A 26,815-nucleotide genomic window follows, 5' to 3' on the forward strand; every position below is an offset into this window, starting at 1 on the left:
GCAGGTTTCTAGGCAATGCGAATTTCTAGGCAATGCGAACCAGCCACTCGGCCAAGGCAAGTACCAAAGCCAAGATCATGCCGCCAGCCAGCATCCAGAGCGTTTGATTTGAAACGGCCCGACCGCTGATGGCACTCCATGCCGCCATCGGTCCACCGACCATTGCAAGTAACCCCAAAAACACGCCAGCCAAGTTGGCCTGACAGGCGGCCACCCATTGACCATTGGCCAAGTGTGCCCACGACGTTGTCATCCCGCATGCCGGACAACGAATTCCCCAGAGAATTCGCGCGCTGCATGGGGGTAAGCCCAATTGTTGGTGTGTCCCCAGCCCCTGCTCACTTGGTTGCAGCCGAAAAGCAATCAACCAGAGCGTGGCAAGAGTGAGTGCTAACCCGAAACAACCGAATCGTGTTATCCAACCAAGTCGCTTGTAAACTGGCTGCGACTGGGGAGGCAAGTCGGAATCTGTACGCTGCTGAGGGTCAGCGGGGCGGACGGTAGTTAAATCCGACTCAGCCATCAATAGCGGTTTTCCTCGTTCTCAGTGATGTCGCCCTGTTTCGCACTGGCTGGCCACGAAGAATCGATCCCCCGCAGCGACTGGCGTTCCAGTTCCGGAATTTTGGCTTGCAGATAACGCTCGGTTCTCAGCATATCGATACAGGCGAGCCCAACCATCGGGACCAGCACTAACGGAACAGCGACCCACAGCACGTACCAGATCGGGCCTCGACCGGCTAAGCCGGCCAGCACGATTAAGCCACCGATGAGAGCCACCAAGCCGTTGGTCCAACCACGCCCCCGTTGCCGCGCGGCAGCGTAATCTTGATCGAGCTGCGTGGGCTGGGCCGTTTGCCAATGCCTCGAGCGGCGGTACCGCTCCAGTCCCCAGGCGACCAATAACACGATCAAGCCTAGCAGCAGGCTGGCGAAATCCATAATGACCACCGTATGTGTATAGATAAGGAAGTGAGTGGGCGAGATAATCGCTCTGGATAAACGCTCTGACTTAACGTTGCAATTAGCTTGCGGCTACCGCAAGCACGCAAGCTGGAAACTTAACCCTTTGAGGATAGCCAGCTGTGTACCACGTAGATGACCGCCACCAACGATTCACCACTGCATTTGTCCAACGTATCAGCGGTTGTGTGCCAGTAGGATTGGTGACGAAAACCTGGACGAGGATAATCGAAGTCAATCAAGTCGGTGGTGGGGATCTTGGCGATTTGATTCAGTGGTAAGTGGTCGTCGCGAACGATGTGCCGGATCCGCGGTTGAAAAGCGGTGATCCCCAGTCGTCGCGCGGTGCTCCAAATCTCCAGCGTGGCCTCGCGAGCGTAATTCCAGCTATTGCGTTCATAATAAAGCTGCAGTTCGCGATCTCCAACCATGTCCAACAATACACCCGCTTGGTAGGGAATAAAGTCGGCCGCTTGTTGCCGCTGGGCAATGGCGTACTGTTCGGCAAAGTGAGTGGAACCCAAGAAATAGGGATCCCGCTGGCCGTCGTAGACCAATTCTTCACCATCAAATAGCACCAGATCGACGCCAATGTTGGCCGGCAACGTTTTCACATGATGCGAGAATTCCATCAGCGCGGCGGTACCGCTGCCGCCATCATTGGCGCCCACAAAAATCCCACGCGGGTTCACTGGATCCTGGTCGGGAAAGGGGCGGGTGTCATAGTGCGCGCAGAGTAAGTAACGGCGAGTTTGCTCGGGCCGAAAGCGAGCGATGATGTTCACCATCGGCACCGCGTCGCCGGTCATTGGATGACGCGCGTCAAACTTTTGCCACTCGACCTCGGCTCCCTGTATTGTAAAAAAATCGGCCAAGTATTGCTGCTGCTGCTGCATCGCCGGCGAACCGCTGGGGCGAGGCCCAAAGGCGACGATTTCTCGCAAGTAGCCATAAGCCCGTTCCGCATCGAAAACAGCCGGGACTTGCCAATTGGTGGCCGATGTCTTCACCGGATTGGGACCGTTCCAAATTCGATAGCCTCCCCAGCTCAGCAATAGGCTGAACCCAGCGAGCGCGAGAATGCTCAGCAGCCGAATCGGCTGGCGTTTGCTCTGTCGATCGGCCGACGTTTTCCGGTTCGATTGGGTGGGTTGCTCACGCGTCAAAACTGCATTCATGAAAGCTTTTCTGAGTTCACCGGGGAAAAGTCTGTGGGCCCAAAATCCTCGCGCTGAGCCCATTCTATCGGAAGCACGCTGGCAGCGGCGAAGCAAAGGGGGCTAGTTTGCGTTAAAATAGTAGAGAAGTCGCAGCCAACGCGGACGCCAAGTAAATCACAACGAGCGAATGCAGCGTAGGTGACTGGGGAGAGTTCCTAGCAGTGAAATACCAGCACGGCAACGACGGTATGCGGAAACGAACGAAATGTAACGCAGCTGGGCGAAACAGCACAGCTGGGCCGGTAAACCGTTGGTTCTGGGCCGCCCTCCTGGGTGGCTGTTTTCTGCTGGCGTGCGCCGCGACCGCAGCGGGCCAGACGCCACCCACGCCGGCTACCACGTCGCAGGAGACACGGCAGACGCTGGCGAAACGTTTGGCGGGTCCTTTCCTGCAGCTCGCCGAAGCGTTGGCCGCCAGCGGTCGGGAGCAGGCTGCCAGCGACACGCGTCGCTGGATTCCCCCCCACCGCGTCGACGGTAGCGTGGCCTATTTTTCTCAGCTGAAGTTAGAAATTCCGGCCGCCTCGTTGGCCGAGCCCAAAGTCAAGGAAGCGTTTATAAACGCCCGCCGAGCAACGGCAATGGAAGCGGCCAAGTTGGCTCGCCAAGCAGCCGCTGAGGGATACGTCGCTGAGGCATATCAATTGCTTTGGCGAAGCTTGCGGGAGGATCCCACCTCAAATTCCGTACGCCAACAACTGGGGCTCGGTTCAGGCAATACGGCTCGCGTTTCCGTTCGTCCGGGCCGGCAAGCGCCCGAGGGGTTGGGGTGGCCGCCACGCTCATTCTTAATCGCTCAATCGACGCACTTTCGCATCTTCAGCACCGCTTCCCGGCGCGATACCGTTAGCTTGGCTGAAGACTTGGAGCGTTTTTATGAGGTTTGGAGTCAGTTGTTTCTCAGTCAGTGGGCGCATCCGCAAGAGCTGGGCAAACAACTTGCCGCGGGGGGCCCGGCTAGCCCTCCGCAAGCAATTGCCGAAGTCGTTTATTTTGCCGATCGCGAGTCTTACCTGCGGGCCATGGGTGCTGAGAATTCGATGGTCCAACAATCGACCGGAAATTATTCCCCCGCCAAACGATTGACGTTGCTGTTTGCCGGAGCGGACGCCGATCTGGCAACCCGCTATCACGAGATCACCCACCAATTGTTACAGGAGTTATGCGGTCCAGTCGTTGCCGATCCAGGTTTGGACGAGGGATTTTGGTTGGTCGAGGGCATTGCCACCTATATGGAGTCAGTTCGTTTCTTGTCGTCATACGCCACCGTCGGAGGTTGGGATTCGCCCCGTTTGCAACACGCCCGCGCGCGATGGCTTCCACAGCCCGCCCAACTGCCATCGTTAACCTCACTACTTCAGGAGAGTCGGCAGGCGGTCCAGCAACGTGATGACTTGGCGACTTGGTACACGGTCACTGCGGCGTATGCGCATTTGTTGATGGATCAACCGGAGATATCACCGTTGCTGCAGCGATATCTGCAATCAATCTATCGTGGCAGGGCCGAACATGCATTGCTCAGCGAGGTTCCCGCAGCACAGGATTGGTCGGCCGCTTTGGGGGATTTCTTGGCGCTGCGGGAAAAGCCCGAGCTGGCGTTGCCGGCCGAGGCCCAACTGGAGTTGCTCTGCTTGGGACGCACGGCGGTTGGTAAAGAACCGATTCTGCGGCTTGCTCCCCAGCCTGCGCTGACCTGGCTTGACCTCTACGGGCTCCCGCTCGGCGACCAGGAGCTTGCCACGCTGTTGGGTACGGGTAGTCAGTTGCAGCGGTTAAACTTGGAGCGCACGGCGATTGGCAATGAAATCGCTCCCTTGCTGGCAAGGCAGCGTGATTTGTCTGAATTGGATTTGAGCTATACGGCTGTTGATGATCGTGGGTTGGCTGGTATTCGCCGTGCTGTCAAGCTGGAAACCTTATGGCTGACTGGCAGCCGGATCACGGACGAATCAGTACCGCTGTTGTTGAACTTGCCAGCCTTGCAGGTACTCGACGTGCAGCGGACCGGGATCAGTGAGCAAGGGCTGGCTCGACTTCGCGACGGACGTCCCCAACTGCAGCTTAATCCTTTACAATTATCAACAGTCGGACCAGCGGGCAGCGACTGATAGGTATGCTTTCGGTTATTCAGAGCCTGGCTGCGATTGTTTACCGCCGTTTCACAGGATGATGCCTTGTCGGATTCTTTGTCGCCTGGTTCTTTGTCGCCTGGTTCTTTGTCGCCTGATGCGTTGCCGAAGATGTTTCGCGTACGTCAATATTTTGATGGACGCTCGCTGGCGACTCCCGGGGATGCCGTCCGGCAGGAGCTGGAACGCGTCCGCCTCGGTGACCGCATCGAAGCGGGACAATCGGTCGCCATTGCCGTTGGCAGCCGGGGCATTGCCAACCTTGCCGAGATCGTCGCGGCGGTGGTTCGTTACGTGGATGCGGTCGGTGGTAAGCCGTTTATTGTGCCAGCCATGGGTAGTCACGGCGGTGGCACGGCGGCGGGTCAGGCTGAAATGTTGGCTAGCCTCGGTGTGACTCCCGAGACGGCGGGTTGCGAAGTGCACGCTTCGATGGACACCGAATTGCTGGGCACCACGGTGGATGGTATCCCAGTCCACACCGACTTGGTTTCGCTCGCGGCGGATCATCTAATTGTCGTCAACCGTGTGAAACCGCACACCCGCTTTGCTGGCGATTACCAAAGTGGCTTGGCAAAGATGTTGATGATCGGTTTGGGGAAACGCAATGGAGCGGCAATCTATCACCGGGCCAACCAGCGGATTGCTTTCGATCGCTTGATCAAGACAGCGATCCCCTTAATCTTAGCGCGGCGCCCGCTGACGATCGGTTTGGCAATTATTGAAAATGCTTTGGATGCGACGTTCTCGGTGGAAGCGGTTGATCAGGCTGACTTGTTGAACCGCGAGCCGCAATTATTGCAAATCGCGCAATCGCTGATGCCGCGTTTGCCCTTTGATCGCGCCGATCTGTTGATTGTCGATCAAATTGGCAAAGATATCAGCGGCACTGGTATGGATACGAATATCATTGGACGCAAGCAAAGTGATAAGGTTGCCGGCCCCGATGAATATCCCAAAGTTGGACATATTTATGTCCGCAGTTTGACCGAGCGAACGCATGGAAATGCGGCCGGAATTGGCTTGGCCGAATTGTGTCACCAAGCGGTTCTCGAAACGATCGATTACGAAGCGACGAAGGTCAATTCTTTAACCGCGGGGCACATCACGGCCGCCGCCGTGCCGGCTCATTTTGCCTCCGATCAGGCCGCTTTGGAGGCTGCCTTGTCCCAGTCGGGCTGGGAGGCCAGCGAGCAATTGCGTTGGCTGTGGATTCATGACACCTTACATCTTGGCGAATTGCTCTGTAGCGAAGCCTATTACCCCGACGCGGTTCAGCGGGAAGACTTGGAGGTGCTTAGCCAACCTGAAGCATTCACTTTTGATGCCGCTGGAAATATTTTAACCCCAGCAAAGCCTTACTAAGTCAATACTTGCTTGCCACTTATGGCTCGGCGATTAACTGCTCAGCCAGATATCGCGACAACTGCCGCGGGGTGGGATGCTGGAACGCCATGTCGGGTGTCAAACGCAGGCCCAACCAATCTTCCAATTCGCCGCTCAATTCAAACGCCGAAAAAGAATCAAGCCCAAAGTCGTCCAGCGGTCGCGTCGGATCTAGCTGTTCAAGGCTACCGCCGGTGCGGGATGACAACCAAGTCAGCAGCCACTGTTCGATGGTCTGCGACAGCGTAGCGTGGTCCGCGGCGGAAGGGTTTGCCGGAACCAAAGGGATCGCCTGCGGGGCACCATCGACCCGCATCTCGGCGCGGTCCCAGCGATGGCGAACGTTCAACTCGTCTCGCTCCATTTGCCGCCGGCATTCGTTGCGTTGAACTTTACCGCTGGTGGTTCGCGGGATGGAGGCCAGCCGCACCAGCACCACGTGCCGCGGGTCGATCTCATGTTGATCGATGATCGCTCCGCGAATTTCTTGAATCAGCTGTGGGAAACGATGCTGTTTAACATCGCGGTTGACCTCGACGACGACCGCTAATCCTTCACCCGTTAAACCGTCGGCTGCAAAAGCGGCAATCGTGCCCACCGCAGAGGGCAGCGTTCGCTGCACGGTTTGTTCGATGTCTTGCGGATAATGATTGCGGCCCCGCAGAATAATGAGATCCTTACGGCGTCCAGTGACAAACAATAACCCGTTGCGAATAAATCCTAGATCGCCCGTCCGGCAGTAGGCGGCCGAGTCGTCAGGTTGGTTTGCCAACCGAGCATTGAATATTTGGCTGCTGTAACCTTCGCTGCTCGCCGCGTCGCGCTCGCCCGCATCCGTTGATTGCGGTGGCCAGTATCCGTGCGCGACCGAGCTGCCGCGAATCCAGATTTCACCGACGAGGTTGTCGGAGAGTGGTTGGCAGGTTTCGGGGTCGACAATTCGCAATTCAGTTTCCACCGCCGCAAAGCCGCTGGCGATGCATCGACGAGTCGTCGCCGGCGGAGCAGTCGCGTCCGCCTCTTCGGCGCGGCCCCGCAACAAGGCGTTGCGGTCGAGGGTGAGCATTGCAGCGGGGCTTTTGCTGTCTGATCGGTGTCGCAGCCCGGCAACGTACAGCGTGGCTTCAGCCAAGCCGTAACAGGGCATCAGCGAAGTGGCCGCCATGCCGGTGTGAGCAAAGCGGTTGGCGAACATTTCCAGGGTGCGTGGCTGAATCGGTTCCGCCCCGCAGAAGGCGACTTGCAAACTGCTGAGATCGAGCTGTTCGGCGTCCGCTTCTTGGATGCGATCGATACACAATTGATAGGCAAAGTTCGGCGCGCCGGTGACTTCCGCGCGGTATCGCGAGATCGTACTCAACCAACGCAGCGGGCGAGTCAGAAAGTCTTGCGGAGCGAGGTTAATCGTGTGCAGCCCGAGGTACAGCGGAGTCAGTAAACCGCCAATCAGGCCCATGTCGTGAAATGCCGGCAGCCAAAACACGACGTTGGCATTAGTCGTCTGACGCGGATCATGAAAGTCGAGTCCGAAGCCCAGGCGAATTGCCTCCAAGTTGGCCATCAGCTGTTCGTGCCCGACCATCACACCTTTCGGCTGGCTGGTTGAACCGCTGGTAAATTGCAGCAGGGCAAGTCCCGGTGAGAGTGGCGGAGTCGACTCTGTTCCCGCGGTGGCCAGCCTGCCTCTTTGAGCCGCTGACAGGGAAGCGGATAGATCGTCCGTGGCGAGCCGCGGGAGACTGGCTGCTTGGGGGTGCCACCGCTCGGTGGCGGCCGATGCGAGCGTTTCACGATCGGCCAACAAAGCGGCCGGTTGGCAGCTGCTGGCGATGGAGTCGAGCCGCGACATGTTCCGTCCGCGGCGAGGAAAACAAGTTGGCACGGGGGTCCAGCCGGCAATCAAACTACCACAGAAAGCAACTAAGAATTCGGTGCCCGGCGGATATAGCAGCAGGGCCCGATTACCAGCTGGTCCCAGCTGTTCGAGCGTTTCCGCCACCTGCTCAGCTCGCTCGTGCAGTTGGCGAAAGGTCAGTGAGGTCTGCTGATCGTCAGCGCTGATGTGCGTGATCGCGACAAGGTCAGGCATTGCCGCGGAACGAAACCGGACAAGCTCTCCTATCGATGCGGGTGCGGCACCGTTAAAAGCAACGTCGCGGCCAGTCATGCCTAGTGACCATCCCGCAATCGATAACCAAGAAAATTGTCGAGATCGCTGATCGCTTCAATCTTTCGCACGGTTGCTTCGATGTCGTACTCAACTCGCCGAAAGCGAACGGTGTTGCCGTCGGTGATTACATAGCAACTGCGGGGATCGTTATCGCGCGGCTGGCCGACGCTGCCGACGTTGATCATGACTTTGTCGTTGGTCAATGAATAGTAATCCCCCAGTTCACCGGGGCGAATAAATCGTAGATCCGAAGTAAATATCCCCGGCACGTGGGTATGCCCTTGGAAACAAATCCCCGGCACCAATGAAAAGAGCTTTTCCATTTTCCGCCGATTGTAGGTATCTTCGGGGAAGACATATTCATTGGTGGGGCCACGCGGGGAACCGTGCACGAACAGAATTTGTCCCTCCAATTTAGTCCGTGGCATCTGCGTTAAAAATTCCAGCCGCCGCAGGCTGTCGGCTTGCGAGTCACCGCACTCCAGCTGGCGACGCGTCCAAAAAATGGCTTGCTCGGCCGCCGCGTTAAATCCTTCGGGGTCAAACAACGCGCTGTTGTCGTGGTTGCCCAAGATGGAAAAGGAGAAAGTCATGGCGCGATCTAAGCACGCACATGGATCGGGACCATAGCCAACGATGTCCCCGAGGCAAATGATCTCGTCAACCTGTTGTCCTTCGATATCCGCCAACACGGCCTCCAGGGCGGCCAAGTTTCCGTGAATATCGCTCAGAATTGCTCGTTTCGTCACCGCGCCTCAGCAATCGTTTTTCGAGTGTGCGCCGCGGCGTCGATCGTCGTCGCTGCGGAGGGGAAGCTGCAGGTTGGCTTAGCGGCCGTGCTTAAGCCGATCACCTAGCATATTTGCCAGCTGATCTTCGGCGTAAATCTTATTGGCTGTTACGTCGACCTCATAGGGAACACGACGAAAATAGACCATCATGGCTTCATCGTCGAGCACCACGTAGCAGCTCTTGGGGTTCTCGTCCCGTGGCTGGCCGACGCTACCCACGTTAATGATCAGCTTTTCTTGCCCCAGCGGGTACTGGTGGTCACAGTCCTCGGGGGAAATAAATTCGCAGCCCGTGGTAAATACGCCAGGTAAGTGCGTGTGACCGTTGAAGCAGTACCGCTCAACTTTCCCGAACAAAATTTCCATTTTCCTCTGATCGAAAACATACTCAGGGAAAACATATTCGTTCGTGGGATCGCGTGGCGAAGCGTGTACAAAAAGAAACTTGCCGTCCACATGCCGTTGCGGTCGCTCTCCCAAAAAATCCCACCGGGCATTGATCTGATCGGCCGACCCCGGACCCTGGTCCAGTTGGTCGCGAGTCCAATAGATGGCCTGCAAGGCGACCGGATTGAACCCCTTGGGGTCAAATAAAGCCGCCTGATCGTGATTTCCCAAAATGCATAATTTGGCGTGTTTCATCACCAAATCAAGACATTCGCAGGGATTGGGGCCATAGCCGATCACGTCGCCCAGACAGTAAATTTCATCAACCGATTGTGTGCGCACATCCGCCAACACCGCCTCGAGACCTTCGAGGTTTGCATGGATATCGCTGATTAAGGCTCGTCTCACGCTACTTAGCTTTCCGAACGTCGGCGAGGTTATGGGGGGAATGCTCCCCCTGCGGATAAAGATTACTCAACAAAAGAGTCTAACTTGTTTTTCACGGGACTCCCATGACCCACTGGCAAATTGCCATCGAAACGAGCTGTCGGCTGGGTAGCGTTGCGCTGCTTAGGCAAGATCGCCCGGTTGAACAGATTGTGCTGGCCGCCGATCAACGGACCGCGCAAACGTTAGCCCCCGCACTGCACAGCCTGCTGGGCCGCCTCCGCGCCGCCGGGGGCAAACTGGAGGGCATCAGCGTCGGGGTCGGGCCCGGTTCGTTCACCGGATTGCGGATCGGGGTGACGGCGGCCAAATCGTTGGCCTATGCGCTCCGTTGCCCCGTCGCCGCGGTTGATACCCTGCAAGCCATGATCTTGCCAATGCGACGCGATTTTCCCGAGCAAACCGGGTACGATGCCGTGCTCAATGCCTATCGCGGCCAAGTCTTCTGGCGACGTGAAGCAGCCGACGGCCAGCCGTTGATGGCAACCCAAGTCATCGACGAAACGCAGTGGCGGCAGCAATTGAACACACCTGGGTTGCTCGCCGCCGGGGACGTCTGGTCGTCGCGTGGTGAATGGGCCGAACAGTGGCAAGCCTGCCAGCATGGTCGTGTCACCACCAGTGATTATTGGACGCCACGTGCCGAGGAAGTGGGACGCCTGGGGTGGTCTGTCCATTGCCGAGGGCAAGCCGTCGATCCGTTAAATTTAAAGCCGAATTATCTGCGGGAAAGTGCCGCAGCCGAGAAAAAAAACTCCGCACGCCAAGGGCAGTCGCTTGAATAACCCTAGCCAAACTCCCGATTTCCAGACTCCCGATTTCCAAACTCCCGATTTCCAACTGCCCGGGCCACTCTCCCAACCGCTCGACGTGCTGGTCATCGCCCCGCATCCCGATGATGCCGAACTGGGGATGGGGGGCGCAATCCTGAAAATGCTGGCCGAGGGACTGAGGGTCGGTATCCTCGATTTGACCACCGGCGAACCAACCCCGCACGGCTCGCCGGAGTTGCGCCAGCGGGAGACTGCGGCGGCCAGTCAAGTGCTGGGGATCAGCTGGCGGTTTAACGCCGGTCTGACCAATCGCATGTTGGTTGCCGATTTACCAGCCCGCCAGCGAGTTGCCAGCATCATCCGGCTGACCCGACCGCGGATGCTGTTCGCGCCCTACTGGGAAGACGCCCATCCCGATCACGTCGCGGCCACGGCTCTGGTCGAAGCGGCCCGTTTCTGGGCAAAACTTTCCAAGACCGAAATGGCTGGCCAGCCCGACTTGGCGGGCAGCCCACATCATCCCGAACGACTCTACTATTACTACTGCATCCATCTAAGGTTAGCGGTTCGCCCCGACGTGATTCTCGATATCAGCGAACAGTGGGAGGCCAAGCTGCGAGCGATTTGCTGTTACGAAAGCCAATTTATTACCGGCCGCCCCACCGAGTCACCAACCTTGGTCGATCGCTTTCGCGACGATGCGGCTTACTGGGGAAGACTGATTAACCGTCGTTACGGCGAACCGCTGGCGACTCGCGAACCGCTGGCTCTCAACTCGCTCGCTCATCTGATTTGACGACTGGGCGACACGCGAGTACGGACTTTGCTGCTTTCCCAAACTCCCACCGCCACGCCGGGGTGCCGGCTAAATGTATACCAAAAGGTATAGTTTTGACCATCGTGATCTCGGGACTTGCCTATCGAGGATGAGCCGCCACCAAGGATGAGCCGGCATTGAGGGCTGCTGCGCCCCGACTCTTTTCCTGGGCGGCGTCCTTCGTGACAGCTGAACTGATGCTAGGTTTGAACGGGCTCCGCTCAGGTGGTGCGTCCCGCTGGTGCGGCTGCGCGGTGATCGTCAGGTGCGCATTCGTTGCTGGCCGTCTGGTCTGTCAAGTTGCTGCAAAGCAAATCACCGCTACAACCCGTCATTCCCGTTCGTCGCTATTAGCGAACCTCACTTATCGAACCTCACTGAAAATCGCGGATGTTCGTCGCCCTTTTTCTGATTGCCGGAGCTTGCTTCGTTATCGCTGGCGGTCTGCAGATCGCGACGATCTACGGTCAACATGTGCGCGATCATGACCAGCGGCAGCAGGCTGTCCAGCAGCAGGCTCGCCAGGCAGCAGAGCTAGCCGGTCATTATCAGCGGGCTTGCCAGGCGTTGCATCATCGCAGGCCGGCTTGGCAAGGTTGGCGCGAGATGCTTGTTTTTCGGATTGAGCAAGTGGCGATCGACTGTAAATCGTTTTATTTGCGAGACCCCGATTGTGGTCCCTTGCCGACGTTCCAGCCGGGACAGTTTCTCACGGTCGGTCTGCGAGACGCTGATGGTCCGCTTATCAGTCGTTGCTACAGCCTCTCGGCAGCCCCCGATGGTCGCTACTATCGGATCACGGTGAAACGTCTGGCGGAGGGAAAAGTCAGCACACGGTTGCATGACACGGTGCAGGTGGGTGATACGCTCGTGGCGCGGGCGCCGGGCGGCCAGTTTGTTGCGGATACCAACCCCGACGTGCCATTGCATTTGATCGCCGCCGGCATTGGCATCACGCCGATGGTTTCGCTAGCGCGGCATTATCAAACTTGGCAACCGCAACGCATCATCCAGTTGTTCTATCAAGTCCGCCAACTCGACCAAGCTCCTTTGCTAGACGAACTCGCCAAGTGGGCCGCGGCGAATCCACGCGTCAGGTTGTATGTTTATCTAAGTGGCCAGCTGCGCGAAAAACCAGCTTGGGCCGCCGGCCTGGGCAGGCTGACTGGCGATGAAATCATGCGTCGCAGTCGCATCAATATGTATGGCGAGGAGGATACCGCAAGCATCCCCCACGGCCAATTCATGCTCTGCGGGCCACTGCAAATGCTTGAACAACTCCACAGCGAGCTAGTCGACCTAGGTGTGTCAACGGAGCACATCACTTATGAAACATTTGGCGGTCCGCCGGCGGCAAAAAAAATCGCATCCGCGGATGGTGGTGCCAGCGGGCAAGCGGTTGGGGACGGGCAAGCGGTTGGGAAAAACGAGTTTGCCGTGGAATTAACACGGAGCGGCCAGACCGTGCTCTGCACCCCGGCCCACCCCACGATTCTCGCGGCAGCCGAGTCGCAAGGCGTTTCGCTGGAAGCGGGTTGTCGCGCTGGCGATTGCGGCAGCTGCTTAGTTCGCAAGTTGGCCGGCGAGGTGCGTTACCTAACCACGCCCGGCTATGGCCCCATCGGTGATGACGAAGTGCTAGCTTGCCTCGCCGAACCAATCACAAACACCACCATTGAAGCTTAACACGCGTTACAACACGATAAGAGGCTGTGATGAAAACTTGGAATCTAAAGATAGTCGCTAGCGGACTTGCCTTCGCGGCCTGGATGATCTTGACTGTGGTCATTAACGTTGCCAACGGTGCGGTGTCCGCAGAAGCGACTTCGTCTCGTCAGCTGCCGAAGGTGAGTCCCGCCAGCGTGGCCGATCCAAGTAAAGTGTTGACCGCCGATGCGTGCATTAAATGTCATGCCTCGGAAGTTACCGTTTGGCGGCAGACGCCCCACTCGAAAACGTTTGAGGAATTGCACCGCCGCCCCAAAGCCAAGGAGATTGCTCGCAACCTGGGTGTCCGTTCGATTAAATATGATGATCGCTGCATCGGCTGTCATTACACTCAGAAAATGGAAGCGGGCAGCCCCGTCACGGTGGCGGGAGTTTCTTGTGAGTCGTGCCATGGCGCGGCTGCTGATTGGTTCGACGGGCATCACGACTATGGTGGACCGGCCGTGACGCGGCAAACCGAGCCGGAGGAACATCGTCAGCAACGGATTGCCACCGCGATTGCTCAGGGTATGCGGAATCCCTCGAATGTGTATCTGATGGCTCAGAGTTGTTACCGTTGTCACACGGTCCAGGATGAGCAGTTGGTCAACATTGGTGGCCATCATCCGGGGAGTTTGGAGTTTGAATTCGTCAGCTGGTCACAAGGTTTGGTCCGGCACAATTTTGTTCGCAGCGATGGCCAGCAGAACTTGGAGAGCTCCCCCGGCCGCATGCGGCTGATGTTTGTCGCTGGCATGATGGCTGACTTGGAAGCCAGCTTGCGGGCCACGGCTGCCGCCACGGAAGTGGCCGCTTTCGGCATCAACGCGGCGGAACGGACGGCTCGGGCGGCGGCCCGTTTGAGGAGCGTGGGTGAGAAGACTGGAAATCCCCAAGTGCTGGCAGCGGTCGCCATCTACGATGATGCACGTTTGGTCATTAACCAGCGAGAGCCATTGACGATTGCGGCTGATCAAGTCGCCCAACTTGGCTTCGAGTTTGCCGCCACCACCAACCCCGCCACGCTGGAATCGCTGGAGATATTCATTCCCGAGCGAAGTCGCTGGAAATAGGCTGCGCTGTAATTCATTGAAAAGTCTGCTCACTGGGTGCATACTGAGAGGGGTGTGGCTGGACCGAGGTCTTCTCATTATTACTGCAGATCATTTGACATGAATTGGGCTTTTCTATTGATCCTGGGATTTAGCGCTTTAGCGATTGTCCAGGATGAGCCGATGGTGGAGATCGAAGGTCCCGGTGGGCAAAAGATTTCGGTACCGGCCAGTAAGGCGGCGCAGCTCAAAGCCAGAATGGCCGCCGGCGGCTTTCCCGGCATGCCTGCCCAGGGTGGCTCCGTGCCCGGGCAGCCACCTGGGCAGGCTCCTGGTCAGCCTCCGGGAGGGCCGTCTGGAGGGCCGTCCACAGAAAAACCGGCCGCCAAAGATGATGCAGCAGGCGATGTTACGCGGGCCGAAAAACCTCCCCAACCGCCCGATCCTAAAGAGCTCGAAGTCCGCCCCGATGACGATGGCAAGTTAGCGTTCTCCTTTCGCAATCAACCTTGGCCAGCACTGATGGAGTGGCTGGCCGATGTTTCGCAATTGCCCCTCGACTGGCAGGAATTGCCGGGCGGCTTTGTCAACTTGGCCTCCCCCGGCAGATACACGGTGGCGGAAACTCGCGACCTCTTCAATCGTCATCTGCTGACTCGCGGTTTCACCATGCTGGAACTCGATGGCGGTTTAGCAGTCGTTAAAACTGAAAATATCAATCCTGCGATCGTGCCCCGCGTCAGCACCGACCAGCTCGACAACCTGCAGCCCAATTCGTTTGTCAGAACGTCGCTCGATTGCGGTTGGTTATTGGCGGGTAAATTGGCTGAGGAGTTAAAGCCACTGATCAGCGGCAACGGTCGATTGGTCGCCTTGGAGCAAACAAACCGCTTGGAGGCGATGGACACCGCGATCAACTTGAGCCAGATCGCCTCCTTGATTCGCGAGGAGCAAACGGGGCAAGCTCGCGAGGACTTGGCGAGAGAGTTTGAACTTCGCTACTTGCCGGCCGAGGAAGCCAAGCGAATGTTGTCGGCTTTTCTAGGCATCGAAGACAAATCAGCTGCTGCGGCCAACCCGGCGGTCTCCCCCCAGCAAATGCGGCAGATGCAAATGATGCAGCAGCAGATGATGCAACAGGGGGGCGGCAAGCAACCGGGAATGCCCGATACTAAGAAACCAGAGATTTCGATCGTCACGAACAACCGACGCAATTCGTTGCTCGTCAATGCGCCCCCGGATCGTTTAGCCATCGCCGCCCAGTTTATCAAACAAGTGGACGTCCCCGGTCAGAGCTTACAATCATTGGCCGATGTCGAGTCACGCGTCCAGGTCTTGCGGCTCACCTCGCTGAACCCCGAGCGATTAGCTGAAATTGTGGGCGATATGAATATCCTCGAACCAACGACCCGGTTGCGAGTCGACAAAGAAAACAAAGCTCTGATCGTGTCCGGTTCCATCGCCGATCGGTACATCATCAAATCACTCGCCGATCGCTTAGATGGTTCGGCGCGAAAGTTCGAAGTCCTCCAGCTGCGTCGGCTCGATGCTCGCGAAGTGGCTGAATCGATTCAGTTTCTGATGGGAGTGGAAAAGGAAGAGGATAATTCGCGCAGCCGGCGAATGATGTTTGGCTTTTTCGGCGGCGGTCAGGAGGAAACCTCCAAAGACCGCTTTCGCGTGGCAGCCAATGTGCGCTACCGCCAAGTGCTGTTATGGGCGAATGAGTCAGAAATGGAAGAAGTGCGAAACCTGTTGGTCAAACTCGGCGAACTTCCTCCCGAGGGTGGCAGTCGCCGCACAACTCGCTTGATCGAAGCGTCAACTTCTCTGGAAACGCTCGAGTACCTTCGCCAACTGCAAAAAAGGTTCAACGCAACCGCTCCCAATCAAATCATCTTGCCCTCGGAAGATCAATTCACGGCACCTCAAACTGGCTTGCTCAGAGGCGATGATGGAGATGCGACTGAGGACGCCGAGGGCGCTTCGCCTGACGGCGGCGACAAGCAACCGGCTGGCAAGGATAATGAACTGCCGGAGAGGAATGCCGGCCAACAGGTTGACATTTATCAATTGGTGACCACCGGTTCGCCAACTCAAGACAAGCCAGCAAGCCAAGATAAGCCAGCAGATCGAGCAGGGCCCCCCGCCCCACCGAGAGTCGAGTCCGCTGACGACTTTGATCGTTTGTTTGCCCCCGAGAATGTCTCAGCAAGCGACGGTCAAGCAACTGCCGGCTCGCCGATCCGCATTGAAATCGATGCGGAAGGAAATTTAATGATCAGCAGTGAAGATACGGGTGCTTTGGATCGGCTGGAAAATCTAATGCTCGAGGTCGCACCGCCGCAAAAACCATACTCGGTGTTTACGATTAGGAACGCGACGGCGTCTTGGATGCGATTGAACTTATTAGATTACTTCGAGGAGGAGGACGACGATTCCGAAAGTGGTTTTCCGTGGATGATCTTTGGTCTCGATGATCAAAGTGATGATCAACCTGAAGGGCTGGGAAAGCAAAATAGTTTGCGATTTGTTGCCGACAATGATACCGGTACGATCGTGGTGATTGGCGCGACTCGCAGTCAGCTGAAAACGATTGGCGAACTGATTGAACTATGGGACGTGCCGGAGCCTGTCGATCGCAGCGTCAGTCGGTACACACGTTTGGTGACCATTAAATACTCGCGAGCGGCGACGGTTGCCGAAACGATCAAGGAGGCTTATCGCGATTTGCTCAGCAGCAACGACAAAGCATTCGGTGGTGGTGGCGGTCAGGGCGGTGGCAGACAGCCTGGGGCTGGGGGCGGCGGACCCGGCAGCGGGAACCAAAATGAGCCCCGCAATCGTGACAGTGGCGGCAGCAATCTCGTCGATGCGGACGGGGGCAAGGAAAGTGGTCAAGCTAACTTTAGTTTCAAAGGCAAGCTCTCCATTGGGGTGGATCCGGTTGGCAACACGCTGCTGGTGAGTGCTGAGGGCCCTAATTTGCTTGAGTTGATCTGCGAAATGATCGACCAAGTCGACCAAGCGGCACAGCCTCAAGGGGCGATGGAGATTCGCCAGCTTCCTGGCACGGTCAATCCGGCTGCGCTGGAAATGGCACTACGTTTTCTGACGCCCCAGGGGGAGAGCAGCAACGACCGCCAGAATCCTGCTGGCAATGGCAATGCTGCTGCGGGCCGTAATGACAATCCCACGCCGCCGATGAATCAGCCGGCCAATCAGCGTAGGCCGCAAAATAACGGCATCGTGAAGCCCTTTGGTGCTGCGGCGATACAATAAACCTGCAGCGTTACAATGGGGGATTCCTCTTAGAGCGGCCCTCGGCTGCGATATGGATCTGGGGAATTAACTTCTCTCCGCTGCTCTTTTTCGCCTTGAGCTGGAATGTTGGGGGTATTTTTTTCCCGCCCGTTCCCTGGTGGAGTCGGCCGATTGTGCTCCATAATCAAGCTGTGGTCACGTATCCCCCTCTTACTTGCTGAATTCGCTTGATATCTGCAGGCCAATCGAATCGACGGTTCGACATGGGCGGCACGCTGGGACGAATCGTGCTGCGCTGGTGGCCGCTCATTTTGCTGTTTTGGTGCGGGGCCGCCGTCGCTTCGAGGCTGTGGGCGCCAAGTTGGGAGAGTATCGCTTATGATGGCGACTTTGACTACTTGCCCGCCGACCTGCCCAGCGTGACGGGCCGAAAGTTGCTCGATCGAGCGTTTCCCAACGACCTCAGCCGCAGCCAAATGCTGTTGGTCATCAGCCGCAGCGGATCGGAACCGCCGGATCAACAACAAGCTGAAGGGAGAGGCAACGGCCAGCAGGTCAACCGACCACCGCTAACAAAGTCCGACATCTATGTCGCTTTGGACTTAGTCCGCAGACTCTACCACCGCTTGGCTGAAGTCAGCATTGGCCGCGCCCTGGAGGCGGGCTGGGATGGCACCAGCCAACCTACAGACGACCTGGTGATGCGTTATTTAGAACGCGCCAACTTAGCCCTCAATGAATCGATTGCCGCTGACCAAGAATACTACGATTATTTTCAGAACCGACTCGCAGAAGTCCAAGGGGCCGCGGGGGTCGTGAATGACACTTGGCCGCGGATGGCGATCGCCTATTGGGATCGAGCGTTCTTGCGGCGGGTGATGGGAGATATTCAAGGTGCTGAAACCGATCAAGCCGCTGCCTTTCAACTCGATGCCTCGATCGCCACAGCTCGACCGCCCATCACGCAGCGAGACCTTTCCGCTTGGCAAGCGTTGCTCGATGTATTGACTTGGAATGACCCGGCAATCGGGCACCGCCTCAGCCCCCGCCGGGCTCGCTTGATTATTCTCCGCCTGGAAAGTGAGTTGGCGGCGGTCAGTAACATTGCCACCTTGACGGCAATCGAAGCGATGATTGCCGATGTGCGCGTTCGCAATTCGCTGTTTGTCAGTGACGACTTACAGATCTTACCAACCGGCACAGCAGCCATCGGCGCGGAAACGCTGAGGTCAAGCGCTGATGCCATTCGCTATACAGAATTGTTAACCGTGGTGCTGATCTTAGCAATCTTAGCGATCATCTACCGCTCGCCGTTGCTGGTCGCCGTGCCGGTCATTTCCATTGGTATCGCCATCGTCTGCGCCACCGGGCTGGTTGCCGTGATCGCTTCGCTCTGGCAAGTGCCCGGCTTGGCCTGGGTGGATCTCAAGATCTTCACCACTTCGCGAATCTTCGTAGTGGTTATTTTGTTCGGTGCGGGTACCGATTATTGTTTGTTTTTGATTTCGCGTCTGCGCGAAGAGGCTGCTCAACAACCATGGAACCAAGCGGTTGAGGTCAGCCTGGGGCGCGTCTCCGACGCGTTGATTGGCAGCGCCATGACGACCGTTGTCGGGTTGGCCATGCTGTGGGTGGCCGACTTTGGCAAGTTCCATTACTCCGGCCCGGTGATCGCCATTTGTCTGCTGGTGGCGCTGGCGGTTTGCACGACGTTTACTCCAGCGTTATTGCTGGCGATTGGCCCGCGAGTATTTTGGCCGGGTAAGATCCCGCAGCGCAGCATCGATGTGCAAAGCCCCGTGTGGCGCAGCATTGCCAACTCGATGACGCGGAGACCCATTCTCGTTTTGGGAGTGGGGCTGGCGTTGTTGGTTCCCCCAGCCATCTACGGTGTTTTGGAGGAAGGCCGCGTAACCTACGACATCAGCAGCGAACTGGGACCGGAGGCAATTAGCCGACGAGGTATTAATTCGCTCCGCGAGAATCTACCTCTGGGTGAAACCAACCCGGTGACGTTGTTGATGGTGCGTCCACAACGTGTCGAACGGCAACAATTGGAAACAGAAGTTCGCCAATTGTCAGAACAACTGTATGCCATCGAAGGGGTTACCGCCGTTCGCTACTTTTATGATCCACTGGGTGATTACCCCCCTGGTGTCCGCATGGGCTTGTTTGATCGTAACGCCTGGCGGCGACGCGCGTTGCAGTCCCACCGCATTAACGAACAGTATTTTTGGAGCGACGTCGATGAGTTAGAAAATCGTCTAGTCCGTTTTGATTTGGTGACCTCGGGCGATCCCTTCGATCCGCTCAGCGCCGAGGAGCTAAAGAACGTACAAAACAAGCTGGACGCAATCATCACCGACCCCGATTCCGACTGGTTTGCCTCAACCGTTGCCTACGCGGGAACCATCCCCTCGATCGCGGACTTGCGGCAAGTCACCAAACGCGATACCCAACAGATAAAAATCTGGGTCGTGCTCTCCGTCTTCGCAGTCCTCCTGCTAGTGCTGTGGCGTTTTGACCTCAGCCTCTACATGATCACCACGGTGTTGATCAGTTACTATGCAACGTTGGGAGCAACGGTGCTGTTTTTCCGTTTTGCCTATGGTGATACGTATGTTGGCCTGGATTGGAAAGTACCAATCTTTCTGTTTGTGATCTTGGTCGCTGTCGGCCAGGATTATAACGTCTACTTGGTCACTCGTATTTTAGAGGAACAACGTCTGAGCCATCCGCTGGCGGCGGTGCGTCGAGCGGTTGCCCGCACCGGCGGCATTATTACCAGTTGCGGGATTGTGATGGCGGGAACCTTTTTCAGCATGACTGCCTCAGCTTGGTTTCCCGGTGTGCTAACCGCCATCGGGTTGGGCAGCGGAGAGGCCACCGGGACGTTGCGGGGCATCACTGAACTTGGTTTCGCACTCGGCTTGGGCGTGTTGCTGGACACTTTTTATGTGAGAACGGTGTTGGTGCCGGCTTTCTGTGTGCTACGCAGCGGCGGAAATAACACGGCTATCGAAACGACATCAGGGGAAGCAGATTGATGATTACGGAAACGACAACGCCCCAAAGCGTGCTGGCTCTCTGTCGCGAACTCGATATTAAATCAGTCGCCCTGCGGTTCACCAGCTTTATTGGTCAGTGGCAGCATTATGTGATGCCGGTCAGCCAGTTGGGCGAACAGATTTTTGAGGATGGTGTCGGCATCACGGCCCGTGAATTGTCGGGTTGGAATCATGGTTCTCCGATCGACTTGTTGCTTGTTCCGGAGCCCGCTTCGGCGTTTGTCGATCCCTTCGCCGGAATCCCCACACTGAATTTGATTTGTGGTATCCAAGATCCCATCACGCGAGATGATTTCTCGCTCGATCCTCGCAGCATCGCACATCAGGCCACCAGTTATTTGACCAGCACCGGTATGCTTGATCAAACATTGGTCGCTTTTGAATCCGAATATTATCTATTTGACAGCGTCCGCTATCGGACCACACCTCGCGAAGCGTTTGTCTCGCTCAACGGTGGCCAAAATGATCGACGGTTTGGTCTGGGGCAACCAGCCAGCTTGCCCAGTCAAGAAAATTTGCGAGATACTTATTCTCGCTGGTCAGCTCCGCCTGATAGCGAAGCAGGTTTTCGCGATCAGGTCGTGAGAACGCTGCAGAGCTGTGGCGTGCCGGTTGTCGCGCATCAAGTTTGGGATGCGCAAAGCGGTCAACAATCTTTGTTGATTGGGGCCAACGATTTGGTAAAGTCAGCCGATGCGGTGATGATCACCAAATATGTTGTTAAAGGAGTTGCCAAACGCTTGGGCCGCACCGCCACGTTTATGCCAAAACCGGTGGGTGACCATCTCGGCTCTGGTCTGCACACCCAACTGGATTTCCACCGTGGCGGCGATTCGTTGTTTGCCGGCACCGGTTACGGCGGGCTCAGCGATCAGGGACTGCATGCGATCGGTGGATTGTTGAACCACGCGGGTTCCCTTGCCGCCCTCGCCTGCCCCACGACCAACAGCTACCGACGACTGGCCACGCCGCAACTCGCTCCCAATCGCTTGGCGTTCAGTCACACCAATCGAACCTCCGCGGTTCGCGTGCCGACGACTTCTTCGAGCCCCAAGCATCGGCGGATTGAGTTTCGTCCCACCGACGCCAGCTCCAATCCTTATCTAGCCTTTAGCGCCATCGCCATGGCGGCACTTGATGGTATTCAACAAAAGCTGTTGCCCGGCTCACCTGCCGATCCCCAGCCCGATGCTCGCTCCCACGCGGAGGACTCGCGTTCCCTGGCGGGCACTGATCCGCTTTCTACAGCAATGCTCGACGAGGCCAATCGACTCCCCGAAACCTTGGCCGATGCGCTCGCGGCAATCGAAATCGATCATGACTACTTGACTCGCGGTGACGTCTTCACGCCCGAGGCTGTGGAGGCTTGGATCGATCACAAGCGACGTACTGAAATCGCCGTCGTAGCGGCCAGTCCCCATCCTACTGAGTTTGACCTTTACTACGACACCTAGTGCAGGGGCCTAAACTCACGGGGGCCTAAACTCACGGGCCTTAACGCAGGGACTTGAGCACAGGGGTTCGTGGTTCTAGCAATCCAGCAAAGCGGTTGAACTTCAGCGGCAATTTGCTAGGCAAGGCAAGCTGGGAGTTGTTAAACTGAGGTTTCACTTGTGCGTCCCCACCCCTCGCCTCAGGAGCTTCTTCCCATGCAGCCTCAATCGGAATTTGATCGTCGACGTTTCCTCGGGACGGTCGCGGCATCGGGAGTGGTTGCGGCCACCGCCCCGCGGTTGCTTACAGCAGCCTCTCCAGAAACTCCCAAAACTACGGAATCCCTGGTTGCTGAGTTGCACAAAAATTTGACCGACCAGCAACGCCAGGCAATCTGTTTTGATTGGAATCATCGAGACCCCCAGCGTGGCTTGCTGCGAACCTTTGTGGCCAACAACTGGAATATCGTGCCTCAAGAGATCAACTCCGATTTCTACAGTGATGACCAACGCGACTTAATTCGTGTCATCTTCGAATCGATGATCAGCCCCGATTGGCACGCGCGATACTACCAACAGCTCGAGGATGACGCCGGGGGATTTGGCAACGAACAATCGATCGCCATCTTTGGTAATCCCGGAGACGGTAAATACCAGATGGTGATGACGGGTCGCCACATGACGCTGCGCTGCGATGGCAATTCGACCGACCATATGGCCTTTGGCGGTCCGATTTTTTACGGACACGCGCCTGATTTCAACGAAGGAGCCAACCACACTGGGAATGTTTTTTGGGAACAAGCGATTGCCGCTAATAACTTATACAAGATGCTCGACGGTCGCCAACGTGCGCTGGCGTTGTTAGACAACACGCCACGCGAACAAGATGTTGCCTTCCGCGGGGGCAAACAAGCGATCCCCGGGATCCCGGTTACCGAACTTGCTGGTGACCAACGTGAGCATGTGCAGAAGGTGCTCGATAAATTAATTGAGCCTTATCGGCAAAGTGATCAAGAAGAAGTCATCCAGTGCCTCAAGACGCAAGGCGGTCTCGACGCTTGCCGTTTAGCTTTCTACAAAGACCAGGACATCGGTGACGATGGAGTTTGGGATAATTGGCGTCTGGAAGGTCCATCATTCGTGTGGCACTTCCGCGGTGCGCCCCACGTCCACGTGTGGGTCAACGTGGCCGACTCCGCAGACGTTGTGCTGAACGCCTAACCGTCTTCGATATCAGCAATGGCGGCCCATTTTAAAAAAATTGTGCCCCAGTTTAGACATTCGCGCACCGTCGGTTGGAAAACTTGGCGGTGCTTTTCCAGGGATAGTTCGCAGCGCGCAAGCTCATGAATCAAGAGATCTCGAGCCGCTGCTATCGCTGTTTTCGTCCCCGCTCGCTCTGCTTCTGCGATTTTATCCCGCGAGTCCAGAATCAGACTTCGGTGATTATTCTCCAACATCGGCGCGAACGTTTTCATCCCTTCAACTCGGCAAGAATCGTTGCTCAATCGCTGACGCGATGCCGTTTGCTGGTCGACCGCAATGCCGACTTGGCAAAGCGTTTTGCCGCGCTGCCGCTGGCTGACAATGTGGGGCTGTTGTACCCGGGAGATAACGCCCGCTTGCTGTCCGCGGCGACCACCGCGGAACTGCCCGACGAGTTAATCATCTTGGATGGAACCTGGCCCAACGCCAAGACGTTGTTTGGGCAAATCCCCCGCTTGCAAGGTCTCCCCCGCTATCGTCTGGCCCCCACCGCGCCGAGCAATTTTCGCATTCGACGCGAGCCCAACGCCGCAGCCCTCTCAACGCTCGAAGCGACCGTTGCCGCACTCCGCGTTTTGGAACCACACACCGACGGTTTTGATCGGCTGCTGGCCGCTTTCGATAAGATGGTCGATGATCAATTACAGCACAAAGCGTCGAATTGGAGACGCAACATGCGTCGCAAGCGGGGCGCCACTAATATTCCTCGTGCCCTCACTGGGGACCTCGCCAACGTGGTGGTCGTTTATGGGGAGCTACCACCAGGGCGTTCATCCCAACCCCAGCAGGCTGCCGCTCCCGCTGCTCCCTTCGTCTATTTCACTGCCCAAAGAATTGCCTCGGGAGAGTATTTTCAGTGTGCCCTTGAGTCCCCATCGTTTGCCGATGCCGTCTTTCTCGAGCACTTGAAACTTCCCGCCGGAATCGCCGCGCAAGCTGTTGCGCTGAATGAGTTTCAACGTCAACTGCGTTGTTTCCTACGCCCCGCCGATCAGCTCGTCGTTTATCATCCCAACACGGCTCGGGCGCTGCAACGTCTAATACTTGGCCTGGCAACTGGCCTTGCTTCGCCGATCGTTTTAAAATCGGTGCAGATACACGATCAACAACCGCTACAAACTCTGAATGATTTTTTGGTGGATCAAGGCTTTAGCCCGGCCGATTTCAATCGCGGTACCTCGCGTTCCACAGCGCGACTTGCCATGGCGATGGCTTTGGTGCGTTACTTAAATCATCATTCCTCCAACGAGGCTTGTCATGTCGATTCGCATTGATAGATCATTAGTGATGGCAACACGAGCCTGTCTGATTGTTTGCTGGTTGTTGGGGGGCATGATCATTTCCTCGCCACCGGCTCAGGCACAACCGAAAACGCCGCGGGTGCCTGACGAGGTTGCGCCGCGTATTGAAATTTTGCAACCTGGTGTTGAGTTAGAGTTGCTGGCCGAGCATCCCGCTTTGGCGACCCCCACCGGTATTGATGTCGATGCCCAGGGGCAGATTTGGGTAGTCGCATGCCATACTCACTTTCGCCCCGAGGATTATGCCGGACCGCAAGCTGACGAAGTTTTGATCTTCGACGCCGACGGTTCCAACCGTCGCGTTTTCTACAACAAAACAATTGCCACCATGCAGCTTCGTTTGGGCCCGGACGGCTGGGTGTATTTGGCACAACGCGATCGCATCCTCCGCGTGAAAGACAGCGACGGGGATGGCGTGGGGGATCTCGAAGAGGAGATTGCCTCGCTCGATACAGTTACCGATTATCCGCATAACGGGTTGAGCGGAATGGCTTGGCATCCCGATGGTGGTTTGGTCTTTGCGTTGGGAGAGAATTTTGGTGCCAACTGGACGCTAACGGCCCGCGATGGAACGCGCGCGAGCGGTCGCGGCGAAGGGGGCGTTTTTCGCTGTCAGACCGACGGGACCCAGCTCCGCAGAATCGCCAAAGGTTTCTGGAATCCATTTGGGTTGATGGTCCGCGGTGATGGTGAAATGTTTGCCGCCGAAAATGATCCCGGCAGCCGACCACCCTGTCGTCTGTTGCAAATCATCGAGGGAGCCGACTACGGTTTTCAGTGGGTCTATGGCAGTTCGCCAGTCCATCCTTTCGTTGCTTGGAACGGCGAACTGCGGGGCACGTTGGGAATGATTCATCCTTGCGGCGAGGGGCCCAGCGGCATCGTCCAGCTCGGTGGCGGAGTCCTAATTCCTTCCTGGAGCAACCATTGTCTCGACTATTTTCCCTTGCACCGCGAGGGAGCCGGTTACCGCTCGGAGCGAATCGAGTTGCTGCGTGGTGGTGAATTTTTTCGCCCCGTCTGCATTGCCGTCGGTCCCGCCGGATCTTACTACTTAACCGACTGGGTGTTCAGTTCTTATGAGGTTCATGGTCGCGGCCGAATTTGGAAATTGACGATCGATTCAGCATCTGGCTCATGGCTTAAACCTCAACCAGAACCTCCCAATGCTGACGCTCTGCTTGCCAACCAGTTGCGAAGTAGTGGCGCTGCACATTCACTGAGTGAACTTTTTGCATTGAGTCGAGGGTCTGACCCGATTTTGGCCGACGCGGCACTCTCGGCAATTGCGCTACGGAGCGAGTCATGGACCCCAGAAAGCTTGCGGAAGTTGTCCGACAGCGATCGGTTGATGGCCTTGGTGGCACTCCGGCGCGTCGATCTAAGTGACAGTCGCTGGGTTCGCGCGCTCTGGTCGGACTCTCATCCAGATATCCGATTCGAGGTGCTGCGTTGGATTGCTGATGGTGTGTTGACAGAGTTTAAGGACGATGTACAGGAATTACTGCGGCAACCAAATCTTGATTATTCAAACTTCGAGGCTGCCCTGGCGACTTGGAATACATTGGCCGGTAATCCACAGGCGGGCGTGACCAACGTGGAGGTGTTGTTGCAGCGGTTGACCGACTCGGCGACTCCGGCAAAGCTGAAGGGGTTCGCCCTCCGCCTCGTCCCCGCTGAGCATCCTCAACTCGATACCCCCTTCTTGCGCGAGCTGGCCACGGTTGGCGATGCGGGCTTATTGCAAGAGGTCATTCGCGCGCTGGCTAGCCATCCCACGGAAGACAAGTTGCAGCTCTCAGCCGGTTACGCGGCGGATCAATCGCTAACCGCAGCAATCCGTTGTGATGCGATTGCTGGGCTGGGACATTCACGCCGACCGGAGCATCAGCAGTTGTTGCTCACCCTGGCCGGTGACGCGGATGCTGCGATTCGTCACGAAGCGCTCCGCGCGTTACGTACTCTGCCGCTGGATGCTGCCGCGAAAGAAACTTTAGCGGCTATTGCGGCGCGGCACCCCGCCGCCCGATCTGCAGTGCGAATGGTTATCGATGGTACGCTCGATTCGGATCGGCCCCCGGTCGAAGATACCTCCGCTTGGCTGGAGCGGTTGGATCAGCTCTCAGGTGAAGCCGATGCTTTGGCTGGTCGGCGTATTTTCTTCAATTCAAAAATTGGACAATGTGCCCAGTGCCACCGATATGCTGGCCGCGGGAATGTCGTCGGTCCCGACTTGAGTCTGATTGACCGTCAAGGAGATCGGGCGTCAATGTTGCGTGCGATTCTGCAGCCCAACCGCGACGTGGCACCTCAGTACTTTGTTACCGCGTTGGAGTTGGCCGACGGAAATGTCTTCAGCGGTATCCTACTGAGGTCGTCCAGCGTCGATGTGTTTCGCGACTCGCAAGGCAAGGAGCGAGTGTTTCAGAAATCAGACGTTGTGGGGAGGACCGAGCTGAAAAGTTCATTAATGCCCACTGGTTTGATATCTCAATTGACAGACCGTGACCTGCGAGACTTGTTAGCGTTTCTTATGCGGGTCGATTTTGATTAATGTGCCGAGCTTTCCGGAGAAACATGTGGAACCACAGTTATGTCCGCACGATGTCGATAGGATCCGATAAGCCATGCTGGCCGTTTG

18 protein-coding genes are annotated in these 26,815 nt (G+C 57.0%); 12 read left to right on the forward strand and 6 right to left on the reverse strand.

From position 1 onward, the window contains the following. Positions 1-25 precede the first annotated feature (25 nt). The 3 genes from SH139x_RS24255 to SH139x_RS24265 form a co-directional block, all read right to left on the reverse strand. Positions 26-523, reverse strand: a complete 498-nt coding sequence (locus SH139x_RS24255) for a DUF2752 domain-containing protein (protein ID WP_488352330.1) — start codon at positions 521-523, stop codon at positions 26-28. Further along, a complete protein-coding gene (locus SH139x_RS24260; protein WP_488352331.1) occupies positions 523-942 on the reverse strand; it encodes a hypothetical protein in 420 nt (139 codons plus the stop codon). Before SH139x_RS24260 ends, SH139x_RS24255 begins: the two co-directional genes overlap by 1 nt. Before the next feature lie 119 nt (positions 943-1,061). Beyond that, positions 1,062-2,141, reverse strand: coding sequence for a M28 family peptidase (locus SH139x_RS24265; RefSeq protein WP_488352332.1), 1,080 nt, complete (start codon positions 2,139-2,141; stop codon positions 1,062-1,064). Positions 2,142-2,344: 203 nt separating this feature from the next. Between SH139x_RS24265 and SH139x_RS24270 the strand changes: the two genes are divergently transcribed. Both SH139x_RS24270 and SH139x_RS24275 read left to right on the forward strand, forming a co-directional pair. Next, positions 2,345-4,291, forward strand: a complete 1,947-nt coding sequence (locus SH139x_RS24270; RefSeq protein ID WP_488352333.1) for a leucine-rich repeat domain-containing protein — start codon at positions 2,345-2,347, stop codon at positions 4,289-4,291. Positions 4,292-4,357: 66 nt separating this feature from the next. Then, a complete protein-coding gene (locus tag SH139x_RS24275) occupies positions 4,358-5,677 on the forward strand; it encodes a nickel pincer cofactor-dependent isomerase, group 22 (protein WP_488352334.1) in 1,320 nt (439 codons plus the stop codon). A 19-nt stretch (positions 5,678-5,696) separates the two neighbouring features. Here SH139x_RS24275 and SH139x_RS24280 read toward each other — a convergent pair whose 3' ends face one another. From SH139x_RS24280 to SH139x_RS24290, 3 genes are all read right to left on the reverse strand, one after another. Beyond that, positions 5,697-7,787 carry an AMP-binding protein gene (locus tag SH139x_RS24280; protein WP_488352335.1) on the reverse strand — a complete coding sequence of 697 codons (2,091 nt, stop codon included), beginning with the start codon at positions 7,785-7,787 and terminating at the stop codon, positions 5,697-5,699. A gap of 80 nt (positions 7,788-7,867) precedes the next feature. Then, positions 7,868-8,617 (reverse strand): metallophosphoesterase family protein, encoded by a 750-nt coding sequence (locus SH139x_RS24285; RefSeq protein ID WP_488352336.1) that lies wholly within the window; start codon positions 8,615-8,617, stop codon positions 7,868-7,870. Positions 8,618-8,695: 78 nt separating this feature from the next. Next, the gene (locus tag SH139x_RS24290) at positions 8,696-9,454 is read right to left on the reverse strand and encodes a metallophosphoesterase family protein (protein ID WP_488352337.1); all 759 of its coding nucleotides are present in this window, start codon (positions 9,452-9,454) and stop codon (positions 8,696-8,698) included. Between the two features lie 104 nt (positions 9,455-9,558). Here SH139x_RS24290 and tsaB point away from each other — a divergent pair, with 104 nt between their 5' ends. The 10 genes from tsaB to SH139x_RS24340 all read left to right on the forward strand — a co-directional run bounded on the left by tsaB (position 9,559) and on the right by SH139x_RS24340 (position 26,728). After that, the gene (gene tsaB, locus SH139x_RS24295) at positions 9,559-10,278 is read left to right on the forward strand and encodes a tRNA (adenosine(37)-N6)-threonylcarbamoyltransferase complex dimerization subunit type 1 TsaB (RefSeq protein WP_488352338.1); all 720 of its coding nucleotides are present in this window, start codon (positions 9,559-9,561) and stop codon (positions 10,276-10,278) included. 55 nt (positions 10,279-10,333) lie between these two features. Then, positions 10,334-11,062, forward strand: a complete 729-nt coding sequence (gene bshB1 / locus SH139x_RS24300; protein ID WP_488356075.1) for a bacillithiol biosynthesis deacetylase BshB1 — start codon at positions 10,334-10,336, stop codon at positions 11,060-11,062. 411 nt (positions 11,063-11,473) lie between these two features. After that, positions 11,474-12,769 carry a 2Fe-2S iron-sulfur cluster-binding protein gene (locus SH139x_RS24305; RefSeq protein ID WP_488352339.1) on the forward strand — a complete coding sequence of 432 codons (1,296 nt, stop codon included), beginning with the start codon at positions 11,474-11,476 and terminating at the stop codon, positions 12,767-12,769. 29 nt (positions 12,770-12,798) lie between these two features. Continuing rightward, on the forward strand, positions 12,799-13,863 hold the full coding sequence (locus SH139x_RS24310; protein ID WP_488352340.1) for a cytochrome c family protein: 1,065 nt from the start codon (positions 12,799-12,801) through the stop codon (positions 13,861-13,863). A gap of 99 nt (positions 13,864-13,962) precedes the next feature. After that, on the forward strand, positions 13,963-17,124 hold the full coding sequence (locus SH139x_RS24315) for a secretin N-terminal domain-containing protein (RefSeq protein WP_488352341.1): 3,162 nt from the start codon (positions 13,963-13,965) through the stop codon (positions 17,122-17,124). Positions 17,125-17,333: 209 nt separating this feature from the next. After that, on the forward strand, positions 17,334-20,153 hold the full coding sequence (locus SH139x_RS24320; RefSeq protein WP_488352342.1) for an MMPL family transporter: 2,820 nt from the start codon (positions 17,334-17,336) through the stop codon (positions 20,151-20,153). After that, the gene (locus tag SH139x_RS24325) at positions 20,153-21,628 is read left to right on the forward strand and encodes a glutamine synthetase beta-grasp domain-containing protein (RefSeq protein ID WP_488352343.1); all 1,476 of its coding nucleotides are present in this window, start codon (positions 20,153-20,155) and stop codon (positions 21,626-21,628) included. Before SH139x_RS24320 ends, SH139x_RS24325 begins: the two co-directional genes overlap by 1 nt. 195 nt (positions 21,629-21,823) lie before the next feature. Next, positions 21,824-22,828, forward strand: a complete 1,005-nt coding sequence (locus SH139x_RS24330; RefSeq protein ID WP_488352344.1) for a DUF3500 domain-containing protein — start codon at positions 21,824-21,826, stop codon at positions 22,826-22,828. 125 nt (positions 22,829-22,953) lie between these two features. Continuing rightward, positions 22,954-24,147 (forward strand): tRNA-uridine aminocarboxypropyltransferase, encoded by a 1,194-nt coding sequence (locus tag SH139x_RS24335; RefSeq protein WP_488352345.1) that lies wholly within the window; start codon positions 22,954-22,956, stop codon positions 24,145-24,147. Continuing rightward, positions 24,131-26,728, forward strand: coding sequence for a PVC-type heme-binding CxxCH protein (locus SH139x_RS24340; RefSeq protein ID WP_488352346.1), 2,598 nt, complete (start codon positions 24,131-24,133; stop codon positions 26,726-26,728). The genes SH139x_RS24335 and SH139x_RS24340 overlap by 17 nt, the downstream gene beginning before the upstream one ends. Positions 26,729-26,815: the final 87 nt, after the last annotated feature.

Origin of the sequence: Kothea flammea, assembly GCF_052161645.1 — a bacterium.
Lineage (GTDB): Bacteria > Planctomycetota > Planctomycetia > Pirellulales > Pirellulaceae > Laterigemmans.